This window comes from Streptomyces ureilyticus (assembly GCF_011045025.1).
In the GTDB taxonomy this organism is placed as follows: domain Bacteria; phylum Actinomycetota; class Actinomycetes; order Streptomycetales; family Streptomycetaceae; genus Streptomyces; species Streptomyces ureilyticus.
Window position 1 is genome coordinate 1 of the sequence record NZ_JAAKZX010000022.1, and the last position, 18,123, is coordinate 18,123.

Sequence of the window (18,123 nt, forward strand, 5' to 3'; positions counted from 1 at the left end):
GCACCACCCCGGGCGCCACCCCCTGCTCCTCCAGCGACGTGTCCACCACGACCTCGTAGCTCTCCGCCCAAGGCGACCCGGGGAGGACGAAGTCCGCCGGGCGATCCCCCGCGTGGAGGATCGCGAGGAAGCTGTCGTCCGTGATCGGGGTGCCTTGAGCGTTCCGGCCCGGGATGTCGCGGCCGGAGAGGTACATGGCGAGCGTGGTGGTCGGGGCGTACCAGTCCTGTTCCGTCATCTCCTTGCCGTGTGCGGTGAACCAGGCCAGGTCGCGGAGCCCGTCCGTGGAATGGGCCTTGCCCGAGAAGAACGCCCGCCGCCGCAGCACCGGATGCTCATGCCGCAGGGCGATCAACCGCGAGGTGAGGTCGAAGAGGGGCCGCCACTCGGGGTCGTCCAGCAGACTCCAGTCGACCCAGCTCAGCTCGTTGTCCTGGCAGTACGCGTTGTTGTTGCCCCGCTGCGTCCGCCCCGACTCGTCGCCCGCGACCAGCATGGGCACGCCCGTCGAGAGCAGCAGAGTCGTCAGCAGGTTACGGAGCTGACGGCGCCGCAGCGCACGTATCGACGGGTCGTCCGTCTCGCCCTCCGCCCCGCAGTTCCAGGCGCGGTTGTCGTCGGTGCCGTCCCGGTTGCCTTCGCCGTTCGCCGCGTTGTGCTTGTGCTCGTAGGACACCAGGTCGCGGAGGGTGAAGCCGTCGTGGGCGGTGACGAAGTTGACGGAGGCGTACGGGCGACGGCCGCCCCACGCGTACAGGTCGCTCGACCCCGACAGCCGGTACCCCAGGTCGCGTACGTCCGGCAGGGCGCCCCGCCAGAAGTCGCGTACCGCGTTGCGGTAGCGGTCGTTCCACTCCGTCCACAGGGGTGGGAACGCCCCGACCTGGTAGCCGCCAGACCCCACGTCCCAGGGCTCCGCGATCAGCTTCACCCGGCGCAGGACCGGGTCCTGCGCGATGACCGCCAGGAACGGGGACAGCATGTCCACGTCGTGCATCGAGCGCGCCAGCGCCGCCGCCAGGTCGAAGCGGAAACCGTCCACGCCCATCTCCGTCACCCAGTAGCGGAGCGAGTCCGTGATCAGGCGCAGGACGTGCGGCTGGACGACGTGCAGGGTGTTGCCGCAGCCCGTGTAGTCCGCGTACCGGCGGGCGTCCTCCTGGAGCCGGTAGTAGCCGCGGTTGTCGATGCCGCGGAGCGACAGCGTCGGGCCCAGCTCGCTTGCCTCGGCCGTGTGGTTGTAGACCACGTCGAGGATGACCTCGATGCCGGCGGCGTGCAGCGCGCGCACCATGCGCCGGAACTCGCCGACCTGCTGGCCCCTCGTCCCGGAGGCCGCGTACGCCGCGTGAGGGGCGAAGTAGCCGATGGAGTTGTAGCCCCAGTAGTTCTTCAGGCCCCGCCGCAGCAGATGGTCCTCGTGCGCGAACTGATGCACCGGGAGCAGTTCGACCGCCGTCACGCCCAGCTTCACCAGGTGCTCGATCGCCGCCGGGTGCGCCAACCCCGCGTACGTACCCCGCAGTTCCTCGGGGATGTCCGGGTGCCGGCGCGTGAAGCCGCGTACATGGACCTCGTAGATCACCGAGTCCGCCCACGGTGTCTTCGGGCGGCGGTCGTCCGTCCACTCGTCGTCGGGTGCGTCGTCGTGGACGACGACCCCCTTCGGGACGTACGGCGCGGAGTCCCGGTCGTCGCGCACGGTGTCGGCGACCTGCTGCTGAGGCCAGTCGCGCACGTGCCCGTACACCTCGGGCGGCAGGCTGCTGTAATCATTCCCTTTGGCGCCGTCCACGGCACGCGCGTACGGATCGAGGAGGAGCTTCGCCGGGTTCCAGCGGGCGCCCGTCCACGGGTCCCAGCGGCCGTGCACCCGGAAGCCGTACCGCTGTCCCGGCCGCACGCCCGGCACGAAACCGTGCCAGATCTCATGGGTCAGCTCGGTCAGCGGCGCCCGCGCCTCCACGCCGTCGTCGTCGAAGAGGCACAGCTCGACCGACTCCGCGCCGCCCGCCCACAGCGCGAAGTTGGTGCCCGCCACGCCGTCGGGGCCGACGCGGAAGCGCGCCCCCAGCGGGGTCGGGGCACCTGGCCATACGGGCATGGCGGGCGCCGTACGCGCCGCGCCGTTCAGCACGACGGACGGGGCACGCCCCTCGGGAGAGGAAACGGGCAGCCCGTTGGCCGGGGCGCGGTCCTGCTGACCGGACAGCCCGTCGCCCGGCGCGCGCTCCTCCTGCTGCTCGGCCTCCTGCTCGGGTGCGCTCGACACCTGTTCAACCTCCAGCGGCTCGGTTGAACGGCGCCAAGAAGAACACATGGCCCTATATTTTTTGGCTCGCCTCCGGGGCGCTCCAGTCGGTGTCGAGAGGCCGATCGTGCTCAGCCCTTCGGGCCTCCGCGCGCTCGCCCTCTCGACACCGACGCGCCCCTTCGGCTCGCGGCCGGCCATGGCTCATCGTCGCGTCGTCCTTCCCACTGTTCTGCCCAGAGCGGGGCTCGCACTCACGTTTCCCCATGACCGGACAGATCGTTGAGTGCACGTGATGGATGCACAAAGGCGCGCGCGGCGCGCAGGGTCAGCACTGGCCGTCGTACTGACCATGGCAGCGCTGCTGGCCACGACCTCGGCCTGCACGTCCAACGGGCTCGACAGCCTGCGCGGCAAGCCCCGCTCACCGGAGGAGGCGATCCACATCCGGCCCGACGACGCCGGCAGGGCCGTACGCCCCGACCAGGACCTGGAGGTGGGCGTGGCGTCCGGGCGCCTGGAGTCCGTGAAGGTCGTCAAGTCCCGGGGCGCGCGCGAGTTCCGAGTGCCCGGGCGCATCGAAGCAGACGGCATGACCTGGCGGCCGGACGGCGACGGAAGGCTGTCGCCGGCCACCGCGTACACCGTGCACGCGGTCGCCCTCGACGGGCACGGGCGGCGGCTGGTGCGGCACGTGGGGTTCCGGACGTACGGCCCCGGTGAGCGGCTTATCGGACGCGTCACCCCGGAGCACCGGTCGACCGTCGGCACGGGAATGATCGTCTCGCTGGAGTTCAACCGCGAGATCCGGAACCGGGCGGCCGTCGAGCGCGCGATCCGGGTGCGGGCGCGTCCCGCCGTCGAGATCCGCCCGCACTGGTTCGGCAGAAACCGCCTGGACTTCCGGCCCGAGAAGTACTGGAAGCCGGGCACGAAGGTCACCATCGGCCTGCCGCTGCGGGGTGTCGAAGCGGCGCCCGGCGTGTACGGGCTCCGGCACCGGACACACTCCTTCACCGTCGGCCGCAGCCAGACCAGCGTCGTCGACGCCGCCGAACACACCATGCGGGTACGCCGCGACGGCGAACTCGTCGCCACCGTGCCGATCACGGCGGGCGCCCCCAAGACGACGACGTACAACGGGAAGATGGTGGTCACCGAGAAGCTCGAGGTGACCCGGATGAACGGCGCCACGGTCGGCTTCGAGGACGCCGACGGCAAGGGCGAGTACGACATCCCGGACGTCCCGCACGCGATGCGGCTCACCTCCTCCGGGACTTTCCTGCACGGCAATTACTGGGCCGGGGGCGTGTTCGGCAACGCCAATGTCAGCCACGGCTGCGTGGGCCTGCGCGATGTGAAGGGCGGCAGCTCCGCGAGCCCGGCCGGCTGGTTCTTCGACCGCAGCCTGATCGGTGATGTCGTCGAAGTCGTGCACAGCGACGACAAGATGGTCGCGCCAGACAACGGACTTGGCGGATGGAACATCTCCTGGAAGGAGTGGAAGGCGGGCTCCGCCATGAATTAGACGGACATGGGCAGGACATAAGAGGGAGATAGCGGGGGTGAACACGAGATCACTTTCAGCTGAACTTGGGACGGAAAAGTGACAATTACGGGGAGCCACCGCTGCTGGTCATATGGTTAATTGGCGCGGTACGCGCGTGCGACGCGCAGGAGTGCGGGCCCGGTTGACGGGCCGTGCGAGGGGAGAAGCAAGTTGAACAACGGGCGACCGATATCGGGGGCGTCGGTTGGCGCACGGGGGCGCGGACGTACGGGACGTACGGGGCTTCTGGCGCTGATACTCGGCGTGCTGCTGATCGCCGTGACGGCGTGCGGCGGCGGAGGGGGTTCCGACTCGAACTCGGGCTCCGACGGCGGCAAGAACGGGGACAAGGGCGGCTCTGACCAGGCCGAGTCCAGAACCTCGCAGGCCGTCGTGACCATAGCGCCCAAGGATGGCGCCGACGACGTGGACACCAACGGCGCCCTGAAGATATCCGCGGCCAAAGGCAAGCTGACCGAGGTCAAGGTCGCGGACTCCAAGGGCAAGGCCGTCGAGGGCAAGATCGCTGAGGGCGGGGCGAGTTGGACGCCCGCGTACCACCTGGCGTCCGACACGAAGTACAAGGTCCAGGCGACGGCCAAGGACTCCGAAGGCCGCGAGGCGACCGAAGAGTCCAGCTTCACGACACTGACCCCGAAGAACACCTTCGTCGGCATGTTCACACCCGAGGACGGTTCCAAGGTGGGCGTCGGAATGCCCTTCTCGCTCAACTTCACACGGGGCATCACCAAGCCCGAAGACGTCGAGAAGGCCATCCGCATCAAGACGGAGCCCGCGGTGGAGGTCAAGGGCCACTGGTTCGGCAACGACCGGCTGGACTTCCGCCCGGAGAAATACTGGAAGCAGGGTACGAAGGTCACGGTCGACCTCAACCTGGACGGCGTGGAAGGCCGGTCCGGCGTTTACGGCGAGCAGGTCAAGACCGTGTCGTTCACCATCGGCCGCAGCCAGATATCCACCGTGGACGTCAAGTCCAAGAAGATGACGGTCAAGCGCGACGGCAAGGTCATCAAGACCATCCCGGTCACGACGGGCAAGCCGGGCTACGAGACCTGGAACGGCCAGATGGTCATCACCGAGCGCCACGAGATGACCCGTATGAACGGCGAAACGGTCGGCTACGGCGGCGAGTACGACATCAAGGACGTCTCGCACGCCATGCGCCTGTCGACCTCGGGCACCTTCATCCACGGCAACTACTGGGGCGGCGACGCCTTCGGCAACTACAACGCCAGCCACGGCTGCATCGGCCTGCGCGACCTGAAGGGCGGCAGCTCCTCGAGCCCGGCGGGCTGGTTCTTCGACCGCTCGATAGTCGGCGACGTGGTGATCGTGAAGAACTCCAACGACCGGATCATCGACCCGGACAACGGGCTCAACGGCTGGAACATGCCGTGGGACAAGTGGTGACCGACTGTTGGTCGTAGTCCGTAAGGGCCCGGTGTGTTGTGACTGAGCACACCGGGCCCTTCGTCGTTAGTGCCCGTGCTGCGTCTCCCCGGGGGGCGACCCCCCAGACCCCCCGATACGGTTCGTTCATGACTGTGCATCTCGAAGTCGCCGAAGGTGTCGGCACGATCCGTCTCGACCGTCCGCCCATGAACGCACTGGACGTCGCCACGCAGGACAGGCTCAAGGAGCTCGCGGAGGAGGCCACGCGTCGCGAGGACGTGCGCGCGGTGGTCCTCTACGGCGGCGAGAAGGTGTTCGCGGCGGGCGCGGACATCAAGGAGATGCAGGCCATGGACCATACGGCGATGGTCGTACGGTCCCGGGCCCTGCAGGACTCCTTCACCGCCGTGACCCGTATCCCCAAGCCGGTGGTGGCCGCGGTCACCGGTTACGCACTGGGCGGAGGCTGCGAGTTGGCGCTCTGCGCGGACTACCGGATCGCCGCGGACAACGCGAAGCTGGGCCAGCCGGAGATCCTGCTCGGACTGATCCCCGGTGCGGGCGGCACCCAGCGGCTGTCCCGGCTGATCGGGCCCTCGCGCGCCAAGGACCTCATCTTCACGGGCCGTATGGTCAGGGCCGACGAGGCGCTCACGCTCGGCCTGGTGGACCGGGTGGTGCCCGCCGCCGAGGTGTACGAGCAGGCGCACGCGTGGGCCGCGGGGCTCGCGAAGGGGCCGGCGCTCGCGCTGCGCGCCGCCAAGGAGTCGGTGGACGTGGGCCTGGAGACGGACCTCGAAACCGGGCTCGCGGTGGAACGCAACTGGTTCGCGGGGCTGTTCGCGACGGAGGACCGGGAGCGGGGGATGCGGAGCTTTGTGGAGGAAGGGCCGGGGAAGGCGAAGTTCCTCTGATCGACTTGTTCCACGATCAACTTGCCCTGATCAACTGGCAGTTGACGCGGCGTCTTACGCCGGTGTCCCCCGATGGGGCGGTTTATATGAGCCTTGAGCCGAACTCGAGGTCGCCTGGTCGGGGGTCGTCGGCGATTGCCCCCAACGGACGCATCCTGGCAGGTCAATCGGTCTGCGCCGCCTCGCGCACTACCCGTGGCATATGCCTTCCGGGTGGCTTGGAACGGAGGGTTCCCGGGGGCGTATTCCCCTGGAACGGCCCCGAAAGGCGCTCTGGGCGGCCATGATGGGGGCATGGCGGGGCTGGAGGGTATGGAACAGCCGCGGCGGCACGCGAGTGCGACCGCGGCGCGTTGGTCACCCGGAGTCGAGGACGAACGCGCACTGAAGGCACTGGAGTTGTTCGGCAATCCGACAAAGGCCGAGGTTCCGTTGCCGTCCCGCCCCGAGTCGGCGGCCACCGCGCGCCGGCTGACCCAGGTGGTCGTCCTGCGCGAGTGGGGACTCTCCCCGAAGATCACCGAGGACGCCGTACTCCTGGTCTCCGAACTCGTCGGCAACGCCGTACGCCACACCGGCGCCCGCGTGTTCGGCCTCCGCATGCGAAGCCGCCGCGGCTGGATCCGTATCGAGGTCCGCGACCCGTCCCGAGGCCTGCCCTGCCTCATGCCCGTCCGCGACCTGGACGTCAGCGGCCGAGGCCTGACCCTCGTCGACAAACTCTCCGACCGCTGGGGAGTCGACCTCCTGCCTCGCGGCAAGACGACGTGGTTCGAGATCCGGGTGACCCCGGACCACCACTGACGAGCGTCGCACGGGCGACTGCCGCACGGGGCTCCGCCCCGGACCCCGCTTCGGGGTCCAGCCCCCGTACCCCCGGTCCTCAATCGCCGGACGGGCTGAATTTTTCAGCGAGCCCCACGGGCGACCGCCCGGCTCACTGCGCGACGAGCAGCGCCTCCGCCCCGACCGGACGGAACCCGGCCGCCTGGAACGCCCGTACGCTGCGGGCGTTGCCGGCGGCCAGCTGCGCCCAGACCGGCTCGCCTCCGCCCAGTCGCCGCGCCGCCGCGGCGAGCGCCCGCCCCAGCCCTTTGTGCCGTACCCCCTCGTCCACCTCGACCGCGACCTCAAGGCGTCCCGCCACCCCACGCCCCAGGACGAGTACGCCACCGTCGGCAGCCCACACCCGCACGTCGTCACGCCGCTTGCGGGCGCGGGCGACCCGGGGATGGTCGGGGTCGCGAAGCTCGGACAGCGCGAGCGACGGGGGACGCGGCGGACCCGGCACGGGTGTGGCGACGGTCAGCAGATCGATGGTGTCCGTCGTACGCCCCGTCCGGTCCATGAACGCGGCCAGGAACCGCGGGTTCATGGCCGCCGCGAGGGCATCGCAGTCCAGGGACCGCAACAGCGTACGCACCCACTCCGGATCCTCGTCCGTGAACACGACGGAGTGCGCGGTGAAGGCGATGACGCCGGCGTCCCGCCGATCATGCTGCGGTACGACGGTGACGCCACCGTCCGCCGGCGGGAACTCCCCACGGGTCGCCGCGTCGAGAATGTCCCGCAAGGTGTCGGGCATGAGGTCCCCTCCACGGGCTTGAGTATGGGGCGCCCGCCGGTTGTACGGGAGCGCCCCTCCGTCATGCGGTGCGGGCGCTGCGCAAGAATGCCGCGAGCATGTCGATGCCGATCTCACCGGTGCGCACCTTGCGCAGGGTTGCGACCAGGTGTGCCGCCTCGACGGGTGAGGGGCTCGTCCGCGTGCACCATGAACGTGTACGCGTAGAGGGCCGCCACCTCTTCGTCTCGGCAGGCGAACGGATGCAACTGCACCACGGTCGCGGCGAGTGTCGCCGCTCTCCAGGCGTTGTCCGCCTCCGGCTGGTTCTTGCTCGCGTGCCGGGCGATCGCCGCTTCCAGCGCGGGGATGTCCTGCACTTCCGGGGCGCTGGTCAACTGGTCGGCGATGACGAGCGCCCAGCGCAGATCTACGTTGAGGTCCACTAGCTGCGCCCGGCCTCCAGCGCCTCGGCGAAGGCCTTCGCGGCGGCCAGCACATGTGGCGGCACGTTCTCGTCCGGGGTGTCCTTGCCCTCCAGGTCCCGCTCGATCAGGGTGCGGATGTAGCCGGAGAGCATCATGCCGCGCTCGTGCGCTATGGCTTTCGCCTTGTCGACCAACTCGGCGGGGAGGCGCACGTTGAGCTGTTTGGTGTCCTGGGCCTGCATGGCTGCTCCCTGGTGCGGTCTGCGGTCTGCCGTTGGCTAGCATGACCTAGTAATTGCTAGCTGTCCACTCCGGCCTGGTGGCCGCCGCGATCCGTTCCCAGCCCGCCCGTTAATCTGACCTCCGACAGCAGGTCATGGTTGACAGCGACACAGTACGAAGGGGCGGACCCGGTGGCGGACATCGAGGAAGCACGTAAGCAGTTCCAGCGGATTGACACGGATGGTGACGGCTTCGTCACCGCCGCCGAGTTCAAGACCGCCCTGGCCCAGGGCGGCGACTGGAACGTCACCGAGTCCGTGGCGGAGACCGTGATCGCCGACCGGGACCTCAACGGCGACAAGCTCCTCTCGTTCGACGAGTTCTGGGCGAACCTGAACAAGTGAGCCGAGGATGAGGGCGGCGTCCGTTGGTTGGCGGAGCGTCGCCCCTTTTGCCGCTGGTTCGTCTTACCACCGGGTCGACAAGGCTGCTGCCGGCCAGCGGATGGTGTCCTTCTTGGTGAGCCCTTCGGCGGTGCGTCGAGCGACGTAGTCGCGGGTGCGCGGAACCCCAGCCGGCGTGCGGCTGGGGTTCCTCAAGGCGGTGGGTATCGGTCAGCAGGTGGAGTTGCTCACGCCGTAGACAGCTCGTCTACGCGTCGGCGGACCGCACCACATCGCGATCACCGTGGGTCAGGCGGGTCAGGCGGGTCAGGCGGGTCAGCGCTGCAGGGTGAGCAGGGCCGGCCGGTACGGCAGTTGCAGGTAGCCGGTGTTCGGCGGTGTGCTGGTGGAGTAGCCCTGGTAGAGGAACTGCAGGTTGCAGGGATCGATGGTCATGGTCTGGTCGGGGTTGTTGCGGACCAGGTCGCCGTGGCTGATGCCGTTGGCCCAGGTGGCACCGCTGTTGGCATTGCCCGCGAAGGGGCTGCTCTCGCTGCCGGCCTGGACGGTCCACGGACCGTTCAGGCCGGCAGCGGTGAACGAGCGGAAGTAGCGCCCCGAACCCTTCGCCTCGACGATCATGAGGTACTGGTTCTGGCCCTGGACCTTGTAGACCTCCGGCGCCTCGAACAGCTTGTCCTCGGTGTCGCTCATGATCGTCGTGTACGAGGAGCCGAAGCTGCTGGGGAAGTTCCCGAGCGGCATGGTCGACCGGTAGATCTTGCCGTTGTCACCGGCGAAGAACAGGTACATGTTCTGGTCGTCGGCGATCATGGTCGGGTCGATCGGGACGCCACCCTCACCGGCGGGGAAGGTGCCGGTGAACAGCGCCTGCGGGGCGGACCAGCCGTTGGGGTTGGTGGGGTCGCTGGACGTGCGGTAGGTGAAGGTCCAGTTGGTACCCCACCCATTTGAGACCAGCACCCAGATGTTCCTGGTGGAGAGGTAGAACAGTTTGGGCGCCACCGCGATCTGGTTCATCCCGGTCTGGGGGGCCGACGCCATGTCCGACCAGTTCGTGAAGGGACTGAACCCCATTGAGCCCCACGACGTTCCGTTGGAGGTGGTCCCGTAGACCAGGTGCCTGCCGTTGTGCGTCACGGTGGTGAAGTCCTTCAGCGAGACTCCCCCGTTCGCCGGCTGCGCCAGCGGTCCCGTCGAGGTCCACCGGTACGTCGACGGAAGAGCACACGCGTTGCCCGTCTCGGAAAGGCCGGTCCACTTCTGGTTGTTGCCGCCGTTGCACGTCCAGATCTGTGCCGCCGTGCCGTTGGCCGTAGCGCCGCCCGAGACGTCCAGGCACAGCCCGGACTGGACGCCGACGATCGTGCCGTCGGAGTTCACTCGCCACTGCTGGTTCGTACCGCCGTTGCAGGTGTAGATCTGCACCCGGGTCCCGGACGTGGTGGCGTGGCCGGGAACATCCAGGCACTTGTTGCCGTACACGGTCAGCTGGTTGTTGTCCGTCAACGTCCACCGCTGGTTGGTTCCGCCGTGGCAGTCCCAGATATGCACGTTCGCGCCGTCGGTCTGGCTGAAGCCCGCCACATCGAGACACCGGCCGGAAGCAACGCTGCGCAAGTCGCCGCTGGTGGCCGCCTGAGCCGGGCTGGCGACGAGCAGCGCCGCCAACGCGGCCAGGGCCGCAACCGCGGCGGCGAGCACTGCAGAGGGATGTCTGCGGCTGAAACTACGTCTGTGCATAAGGACCTCGTCATCCTTGAGCATGCGGCTCCGGGTTGCCCCGTCAGAGGCTGTTTGGATGCCGGTGCGGTGCGGCCCTGAATGTTCGACATGCCGAACTAGGGTCGAAGTGTCGAGCAATTGGGATGATTGAGGTTCCGGTGATGAGCGTCAATACCTCTCGCGCAATTCACGAGCCGAAACATTCGCATTGAACCAGGCGGCTTCAACTTCCGTGGTTGTACGGGTCTTTGGCGTGAGGGGCGGGGCCGTGGAACCAACCCCCTGAGGCACGACACCTACCGGACAAGGCCCGCCACGATCGTGGTGATGGTGCGTTCGACGACGGCGTCGCGCTGATCGGCGGGGAGGTGGGCGAGGGGTCCGTCAAGGATGAGCAGCGAGAGGCCGTGGACGGTCGACCAGGCGGCGACTTCGGCGGCGGGCCGGTTCTCCGGTCGCATCCGGCCCGTGGCCACGAGTGCGTCGAGCGTGTCGGAGAGCTCCACGAACGCCGCGAACTCCGGCCTGTCGTCGGGGGCTTGGAGGCCGGTGAAGTCATCGGGCGCCTCCGGGGTCGTACGGCAGAAGGCGGTACGGAAGAGCCCCGGGTGCTCGATCGCGAACCGTACGTACCCGCGCCCGATCGCCTCGGCCCTGCGCACGGCCTCCTCCCCGGGGTCGTCGAGCCGGGGTCGTGCGTGCAGGGTCTCGGTCATCGACGCGGCGAGCGCCTGCTGGCCGCGGGCCTTCACGGCATGGAGGAGATCTCCCTGGCCGCTGAAGTGGCGGTACGCGGCGGTGGGCGAAACGCCGACGCTGCGGGCCGCTTCGCGCAGGACGACCCGCTCGGGGCCGCCCTCGGCCGCGAGTTCCACGGCGGCCCCGATCAGCGCGTTACGGAGATCTCCGTGGTGGTAGCGGGACTTGCCGCCAGTGATCGCTCCCATGACTCCATCCTGCCCGATGACTCCATCCTGCTTCGAAGGCTGAAGTTGACGCCGTTAACATCCTGTGCCATCCTCAATGTTAACAGCATAAACATCTGGGGGCGATCACCGTGTTCGATCGAATTGCCGAGCTGGCCCTGCACCGGGGCCGACTCGTACTGACACTGACCGTGGTGGCCGTGGTCGCGATGGGGGCCATCGGCTTCGGGGCGTTCGGCAAGCTCCTGGGCGGCGGCTTCGAGGATCCGAACGCGCCCTCGACCCAAGCCCAGGAGCTCATCGACGAGAAGTTCGGCGGCGAGACCAATCTGGTCCTGCTGGTGCGGGCCGACGACGGCGACCTCCGTTCCGCCGACGCCGAACGCGCGGGCCGCACCCTCACCTCGGAGCTCAAGGGCGAGTCCACCGTGGCGAACGTGATCTCGTACTGGGACACCGGCGCCGCCACGCTGACCTCCCGGGACGGCGACGCGGCGCTGGTGCTGGCCCACGTCAAGGGCGACGACACCGAGCAGGGCGACAACGCCTCGGCGCTCATCGACGCGTACACGGGCGACCGGAACGGGCTGACCGTGCAGGCCGGCGGAGAGGCCGCAGTCGGCGACGAAGTACCCACCCAGGTCGCCAAGGACCTCGCGCTGGCCGAGACGATCGCCGTGCCCCTGATCCTCATCCTGCTCGTGATCGCCTTCGGCAGCCTCGTCGCGGCGCTGCTGCCCCTGGTCATCGGGCTGATCGCGATCGTCGGCACCTTCGCCGAGCTCTATGTGCTCGGCAGCATCACCAACGTGTCGGTGTTCTCGATCAACCTCACCACCGCCCTCGGCCTCGGTCTCGGCATCGACTACGCCCTGCTCATGATCAGCCGGTTCCGCGAGCACCTCGCGGAGGGCGCCGACGTTCCCGAGGCACTCCGGCACACCGTAAGGACGGCCGGGCGGACCATCGTCTTCTCGGCGGCGACCGTAGCCGCCGCACTCGCCGCCCTGCTGGTCTTCCCGCAGTTCTTCCTGCGCTCCTTCGCCTACGCGGGCATCGGCGTGGTGATCATCGCCGCCGTCAGCGCCCTGCTCGTCGTCCCGGCGCTACTCGCCGTGCTCGGCCACCGGGTCAACAACGGCCGCCTGCCCTGGGCACAGACCGTACGCAGTGCCGAGGCGCCCTTCTGGGGCCGGCTGGCCCGCACGGTCATGCGCAGGCCCGCGCTGACCGCACTTCCGGTCCTCGGGATTCTGCTGCTCGCCGCGAGTCCGCTGCTCGGCGTCACCTTCGGCACGCCGGACGAGCGGGTGCTGCCGGAGAGTGCCCAGAGCCGGCAGGTCGCCACCGAAGTCCAGCGCGACTTCACAGGCAGCGACGAGTCAGCGGTTCAGATCGTCACGACCGGGCCCGTGGCCGCGGACGGGCTGCGCTCGTACGCGACCGAGCTGTCGCGGCTCGACGGCGCCGTGCGGGTCGAGACGTCCGCCGGCACCTTCAGCGAGGGCCGCGCCACCCCGCCGGGCCCCGCGAACGCCGCACTGGGCCGCCCCGACGCCCAGCGGATCACGGTCGTCACCAGCCTCACCCCCAAGTCGGACGAGGCCCAGGACCTGGTCAAGGACGTACGGGCAGTGGATCCGCCGGCCGGGACCGAGACACTGGTCGGCGGCACCGACGCGCGCCTCGTCGACTCCAAGGACTCGATCGCCGACCGGCTCCCGGCCGCCATCGCTCTCGTAGCGGTCACCACATTCGTACTCCTTTTCCTGTTCACGGGCAGCGTGGTGCAGCCACTGCGGGCGCTGGTCCTCAACGCCATCAGCCTCACCGCGGCCATCGGCGTGATGGTGTGGATTTTCCAGGACGGCCACCTGTCGTCTCTGCTCGGCTTCACGCCACAGCCGATGGACACCTCCATGACGGTGCTCATGTTCTGCATCGCCTTCGGCCTGTCCATGGACTACGAGGTCTTCGTGACCAGCCGGATCAAGGAGCTGCACGACGCGGGCGCCGACACCGAGACCGCCGTCACCAGCGGGCTCTCGCACACCGGGCGGATCGTGACCATGGCCGCCGGGCTGCTCGCGGTGAGCTTCTTCGCCTTCGGCACGGCCCAGGTCAGCTTCATCCAGATGTTCGGGCTCGGCAGCGGCCTGGCGATCCTGATCGACGCGGTGGCCGTACGCGGGGTACTGGTCCCGGCGGCCATGCGCCTCCTCGGCCGTACGGCCTGGTACGCGCCGAAGCCGCTGCGCGCGGTGCACGGACGGCTGGGCCTCACCGAGGGCGCGCCCGCCGAGAAGGAGGAGCGGACGCCCGCCAAGGTCTGACCCTCTGGCGGCGTGCAGTTGACGCAGGCGCCCGGCCGGGACTCCCGGCCGGGCGCCTGCGCCAGGACGCCGGGACGCGGCACCAACTCTGAACCATGTCGCATGAGTAGGCGGGTCAGCCGCCCTGGGCCCATTCCTTCAGTGCGGCTTTGCTGCTGAAGTCGGCCACGTTCTTGTCCAGCGGGTTGTCGGTGTACTGGTGGAAGCGCCACTTGGCCTGGATGCGGGGCTTGCCGGCGGTCACGTAATCGGCGATCCACAGGCCGTCGCCCGCGTACGAGGTGCTGTCGTGGTTCAGCCAAAAGTTCCGGTTGCAATACAGGATGGTGCGGTGATTGGGCCGCAGTTCCTTCACCTTGCGGATGAACCGGTCCTTTTCCGAGTTGCTCGCACGCGTGCCCTCACTCGTCGTTTCCCAGTCCACCGCGAGGATGTCGCCCCGCTTTTCCGGGGCCTTGCTGACGAAGTACTCGGCCTGGGCCGTGAGGTTGCCGGGCCAGAGGAAGTGGTAGAAGCCGACCACGCAGCCGGCGTCGCGGGCGGTCTTCGTCTGGGCGCCGAGTTTGGGGTTCACGTACGAACGGCCCTCCGTCGCCTTGACGAAGACGAAGGACAGGCCATCGGTGTCGTACGAGGACGACTGGTAGGAACTGACATCGATGCCGCGCAGCATGGGGGGATCCTCCGTGCGGTGGGGGAGAGGGAAGAGGTGTCGTTCAGGGAAGCAGCAACTACCTTGCGTTTTCCCTTACTTCACCGGTCCCACCCTCGCATGGATGTTCTGCCGAACGTGGCCGCCCGCCCAGGGCATGTGGGTCCATACCTGCCGAGCCGGCCCATACCCGCTCCAGGCGCTGTGTTGCACGCCAGACGCGGTGTTTCGGCGTCGTCCGGAACATATGTCGGGCGGCTGCGCGCCTCCGGCAGGCTGCTGTGCATCGGAGGGACGCGGTGCAGGGGGAGTCGTGGGGAACGTCATCGGGCACAGGGCGTCGGCCGCCGTGTTGGGGAGCGTGCTCCTCGTCATGAACGCGGCGGCATGTGGGGCGGGCGCGGGCAACGGCTCGGCGGACAGGCCCCGTGAGCCGACGCCCGCCGAAACGGCGCTGCTGGACGAGGCTCAGGAGGAACTGGTCCAGCGCTGCATGAAACAGCGGGGGTTCCGTTACTGGCCTGCCCCTCCCTCGGAGCCGGACGAGCTGAAGGATTTCCCGTATGTCATCGACGACATGGCCTGGGCTCGCAGCCATGGATACGGCGGCGACCTTCAGCAGAGGGCGGAGGACGAAAGGAGGAACGATCCCACCGTCGCCTACGTCAAACGGCTTTCGCCCGCGCGGCAGCAGGACTACGTGGCCGCCAGGACCGGTGACGGTGGCAAGAGCCTGGAAGTGACCGCACCGAACGGGCTGGACATCGGCCAGAACAGCACGGGCTGCCTCGCGGAGGCCGAAGGGACGCTCTACGGCGACTTCCGCGAATGGTTCCGCGTCAGCGTGATCACCGGCAATCTTCCCGACCACAGCGTCGACATCCGACGGGATCCGCGCTTCCGGGGCGCCGTCGAGAGCTGGTCCGCGTGTATGGCGGAGAAGGGGCACCCCTACAAGAGCCCGTCTCACCTGCGGCAAGCGTTGGAGGAACGCACCGGCGACCTGAGCCGAGGCGAGGCACACCGGACAGAGGTGCGGCTGGCGACCGCTGAAGCCTCCTGCGCCCGCAGCACTCCGCTGTCGGCCACGGTGCGTTCCCTGACGCGGCACTACGACAACGTCGTCCGCGAGAAGTACGGCAGCGACATCGACACCAAGCGCCGGATGCAACTGGCGGCACTGAAACGTGCCCGGGAGATCACCGGCAACACCACCCGGGACCCTGCGGAACGCCGCAGCTGACGCAACAACCAACCATCAGTACGCGATCACAGAGAATCGGGGAGAAACAACCATGCGCAAAATGACCCTCATGATGGCCGGCGCGACCTCCGCTGTACTCATCGGCGGTGTGCTTCCGACCATGACGGCGTCGGCGGCTGAGCAGTCCCCGGCACGCAGCCAGGTCAGGGAGGTCGGCGCGGCGGCCAGGGACTGCGCGGACAAACTGGCGGACGGGCGGAACGGCATTGTGTACGTGTACGCGACGTACAACTGCATCGGTAAGCCGATCTGCGCCGACGACGACAACGACAAGAACTACAGCAAGGGCGGCGACTGCAAGGGCGCGAACAACCGCTCGAGTTCCGTTCTGAACAAGGGGTACAGCTCGACCTACTCCGACGTGAGGTTCTACGACGGCAAGGGCTACGACGGCGGCTCGCTCTGTCTGAAGGACGGCAAGTACATCAAGAAGCTGAAGAAGGCCAACAACAAGATCTCCTCCCACAAGTGGGTCAAGAGCTGCTGATTCCCGGGGTGTTCACCCCGAGCGGTGCTCGATCAGCACCGGCTCCTCGCCGATGCTGATCCGTTCGCCGGGCCGGGCGCGTACCGTACTGCCGTCCATACGACGCAGGCGGTACGCGCCCTTTTCCAGTGCTACCTCGGCCCGGCCGCGAGTGGACCAGCGCACGGTGAACGGTTCGCTGCCACGGTCGCCCCGGCCGTCCCGCTGGAAGCGGCAGGAGTACATGCCCGGTGGCAGGTCCATCGCCGTGCCCTGTCCGCAGGCGCTGATCCGGGCGCCGTCCAGCCACGCTGCCAGCCGCCCGACGCGCTTTCCGGGCGGCGCCGGAGGGCCGCCCACGGGCTGGACGACGATCGGCACATGGGTGCTGCCCCAGTTGTAGAAGTACATCCGCCGCATGCTGTAGTGGCTCGCATAGAGCCCCGCGAGATAGAAGCGCACCGCGTAGTCGCGGGCCTGGCGGGCATCGAGCGGCGGCGTCGAGTCGATGTCCCAGTCCGGGCCCGTGTTCCACAGCTCGATGTCGCTCACGTTCTCGTCGTGGAGGAGGTTCCGCACGCTCCGGGCGAGCTCGATGATCTCCTCCGGCCGGCCGTTCCCCTTACGGGGCGGCATCTTCAGCGCGGCCGCGTGGCAGTGTTCGTACGCGCCTGTCCGGGCGAACTCCCGTAGCAGCGTCCGGCCTTTCCTCGTCCACAGCGACCCGAAGGACGGGCAGGCCAGCCGTGCTTTCGAATCGACGCGGCGGATGATCCGCGAGGCGCGCTCGACCATCTCGGCGAGGGTTTCGAGGCTCCCTGCGAACATCAGCGGGTGGCTCGGGTAGTCCCAGAGTTCGTACGACTCGATGCGGCCGCGGTAGCGCGTGGCGAGCTTTTCCACGAAACGGTCCCAGTCCCTCAGGTCGTCCGGGGGCGAGGCCGTCGAGTCGGCGAAGCCGGACTTACGGCCCTTGGGGGCGGCCCACCATGGGGTGCCGGCGATGGTGAACAGGACGGGCAGCCGGTCCCGTTCGGCGGCCCGGACCAGGCGTTCCAGGGTCGTCCAGTCGTATGTGCCGCGGGCGGTTTCGATGGTGCCCCAGCGGGTTTCGCTGTTCCACAGCCGTGCGGAACCGGTGCGGAAGCCGGGCATGTGGCCCGTGTCGCTGTTGATCGTCATGCCGATGAACTCGGGTGCTGGCCGGCGTGGTGCCTCGCTCCACTCCGGCCCCTCGGGACGCTGCTCGCCGCCGGAGCCGGTGGCGGCCCCGCTGCCGACGCCGGCTCCGTCTCCGCCGGTGTTCGCCGTGCCGGCACTGACGGCTCCTCCGGCGTCGTCGCGGCCCTTACCGGCCTCGTACAAGGGGGCGCTCCCGGCCGAGGCGATGACGAGGGCGAGCAGCAGCGCCGCCGGGCGCAGCCAGTTGTGCAGCCGTAACGGCAGCCGGGCGCCGAGCTCACGCCTGCCCGTACCGGCGTCGTCGCGGCCGGCCTCCGTCGGGTGCGCGTGCTGCGGCAGTTGCGTCGCGCCGCCGCCATGGCCCGGCGACTCCACCGTTTCAGCCGACTCCGGTGGCTGCGCGGGCCGTTGCCCTGCATCCTCCTGCCCCGTTTCCTGTCTCGCGTCCTGTTGCCCTGCGTCCCCGGCGGTCGCCCGCCACCACGCGCGGTAGAGCCGGTCCAGCTCCGCCGGGCTGGCCCCGCTCACGCGCGCCACTCGTTCGACCGCGCCGAACGTCCCCGGGACGGTGGTGCCCTGGCAGTAGCGGTGGAGGGTGGACCGGCTGAGTCCCGTGCGATGGGCCAGCGCCGCATAGCTGCGCCCGCTGCGCCGCTTCAACTCCTCCAGCAGGTCCGCCAGTTCCGATACCCCCGGCTGTCCCGGCCGGCCCGTCGTTCCGCCGTCGGATGGCATCGCAACCCCCGTTTCCTCGCCCCCGATGTGTGGGACGTGCGCATTTGGCTGTCCCACCGCCGCGAAAAGCCGCACTTCATCCCGGTACCGCCGTC

16 protein-coding genes are annotated in these 18,123 nt (G+C 68.8%); 8 read left to right on the plus strand and 8 right to left on the minus strand.

What is annotated here, in order from left to right:
• The coding region (glgX, locus tag G6048_RS09900; RefSeq protein WP_165339093.1) for a glycogen debranching protein GlgX at nt 1-2,272 on the minus strand (2,272 nt) is incomplete at its 3' end.
• Between the two features lie 331 nt (nt 2,273-2,603).
• On the opposite strand from glgX, the gene G6048_RS09905 reads away from it, so the two are divergent.
• The 4 genes from G6048_RS09905 to G6048_RS09920 all read left to right on the plus strand — a co-directional run bounded on the left by G6048_RS09905 (nt 2,604) and on the right by G6048_RS09920 (nt 6,931).
• Nucleotides 2,604-3,779: a L,D-transpeptidase gene (locus tag G6048_RS09905; protein WP_235989572.1), complete on the plus strand. Its 1,176-nt coding sequence runs from the start codon at nt 2,604-2,606 to the stop codon at nt 3,777-3,779.
• Nucleotides 3,780-3,971: 192 nt separating this feature from the next.
• Complete coding sequence (locus G6048_RS09910) at nt 3,972-5,231, plus strand: L,D-transpeptidase (RefSeq protein WP_235989573.1); 1,260 nt, start codon at nt 3,972-3,974, stop codon at nt 5,229-5,231.
• A 128-nt stretch (nt 5,232-5,359) separates the two neighbouring features.
• Nucleotides 5,360-6,127 (plus strand): enoyl-CoA hydratase/isomerase family protein, encoded by a 768-nt coding sequence (locus tag G6048_RS09915; protein ID WP_165339095.1) that lies wholly within the window; start codon nt 5,360-5,362, stop codon nt 6,125-6,127.
• 294 nt (nt 6,128-6,421) lie between these two features.
• Entirely contained in the window at nt 6,422-6,931 is a 510-nt protein-coding gene (locus G6048_RS09920; RefSeq protein ID WP_235989574.1) for an ATP-binding protein, read from the plus strand.
• A gap of 133 nt (nt 6,932-7,064) precedes the next feature.
• On the opposite strand, the gene G6048_RS09925 is transcribed toward G6048_RS09920, so the two are convergent.
• From G6048_RS09925 to G6048_RS09935, 3 genes are all read right to left on the minus strand, one after another.
• Nucleotides 7,065-7,712, minus strand: coding sequence for a GNAT family N-acetyltransferase (locus tag G6048_RS09925; RefSeq protein ID WP_165339097.1), 648 nt, complete (start codon nt 7,710-7,712; stop codon nt 7,065-7,067).
• A 113-nt stretch (nt 7,713-7,825) separates the two neighbouring features.
• Complete coding sequence (locus tag G6048_RS09930) at nt 7,826-8,137, minus strand: hypothetical protein (RefSeq protein WP_165339098.1); 312 nt, start codon at nt 8,135-8,137, stop codon at nt 7,826-7,828.
• Nucleotides 8,137-8,361, minus strand: a complete 225-nt coding sequence (locus G6048_RS09935) for a hypothetical protein (RefSeq protein WP_165339099.1) — start codon at nt 8,359-8,361, stop codon at nt 8,137-8,139. The genes G6048_RS09930 and G6048_RS09935 overlap by 1 nt, the downstream gene beginning before the upstream one ends.
• 171 nt (nt 8,362-8,532) lie before the next feature.
• Here G6048_RS09935 and G6048_RS09940 point away from each other — a divergent pair, with 171 nt between their 5' ends.
• A complete protein-coding gene (locus G6048_RS09940; protein WP_165339153.1) occupies nt 8,533-8,745 on the plus strand; it encodes an EF-hand domain-containing protein in 213 nt (70 codons plus the stop codon).
• A gap of 315 nt (nt 8,746-9,060) precedes the next feature.
• Here the strand turns inward: G6048_RS09940 and G6048_RS09945 are convergent, their stop codons facing one another.
• Together G6048_RS09945 and G6048_RS09950 are read right to left on the minus strand one after the other, a co-directional pair.
• Complete coding sequence (locus tag G6048_RS09945) at nt 9,061-10,488, minus strand: non-reducing end alpha-L-arabinofuranosidase family hydrolase (protein WP_165339100.1); 1,428 nt, start codon at nt 10,486-10,488, stop codon at nt 9,061-9,063.
• Nucleotides 10,489-10,766: 278 nt separating this feature from the next.
• The gene (locus G6048_RS09950) at nt 10,767-11,417 is read right to left on the minus strand and encodes a TetR/AcrR family transcriptional regulator (RefSeq protein ID WP_165339101.1); all 651 of its coding nucleotides are present in this window, start codon (nt 11,415-11,417) and stop codon (nt 10,767-10,769) included.
• Nucleotides 11,418-11,527: 110 nt separating this feature from the next.
• Between G6048_RS09950 and G6048_RS09955 the strand changes: the two genes are divergently transcribed.
• The gene (locus tag G6048_RS09955; protein WP_165339102.1) at nt 11,528-13,729 is read left to right on the plus strand and encodes an MMPL family transporter; all 2,202 of its coding nucleotides are present in this window, start codon (nt 11,528-11,530) and stop codon (nt 13,727-13,729) included.
• 115 nt (nt 13,730-13,844) lie between these two features.
• Here G6048_RS09955 and G6048_RS09960 read toward each other — a convergent pair whose 3' ends face one another.
• Nucleotides 13,845-14,402: a glycoside hydrolase family 25 protein gene (locus G6048_RS09960; RefSeq protein ID WP_165339103.1), complete on the minus strand. Its 558-nt coding sequence runs from the start codon at nt 14,400-14,402 to the stop codon at nt 13,845-13,847.
• Between the two features lie 292 nt (nt 14,403-14,694).
• Between G6048_RS09960 and G6048_RS09965 the strand changes: the two genes are divergently transcribed.
• The gene (locus tag G6048_RS09965; protein ID WP_165339104.1) at nt 14,695-15,624 is read left to right on the plus strand and encodes a hypothetical protein; all 930 of its coding nucleotides are present in this window, start codon (nt 14,695-14,697) and stop codon (nt 15,622-15,624) included.
• Nucleotides 15,625-15,676: 52 nt separating this feature from the next.
• Nucleotides 15,677-16,132: a hypothetical protein gene (locus tag G6048_RS09970; protein ID WP_165339105.1), complete on the plus strand. Its 456-nt coding sequence runs from the start codon at nt 15,677-15,679 to the stop codon at nt 16,130-16,132.
• A 12-nt stretch (nt 16,133-16,144) separates the two neighbouring features.
• Here the strand turns inward: G6048_RS09970 and G6048_RS09975 are convergent, their stop codons facing one another.
• The gene (locus G6048_RS09975; RefSeq protein WP_165339106.1) at nt 16,145-18,028 is read right to left on the minus strand and encodes a helix-turn-helix domain-containing protein; all 1,884 of its coding nucleotides are present in this window, start codon (nt 18,026-18,028) and stop codon (nt 16,145-16,147) included.
• Nucleotides 18,029-18,123: the final 95 nt, after the last annotated feature.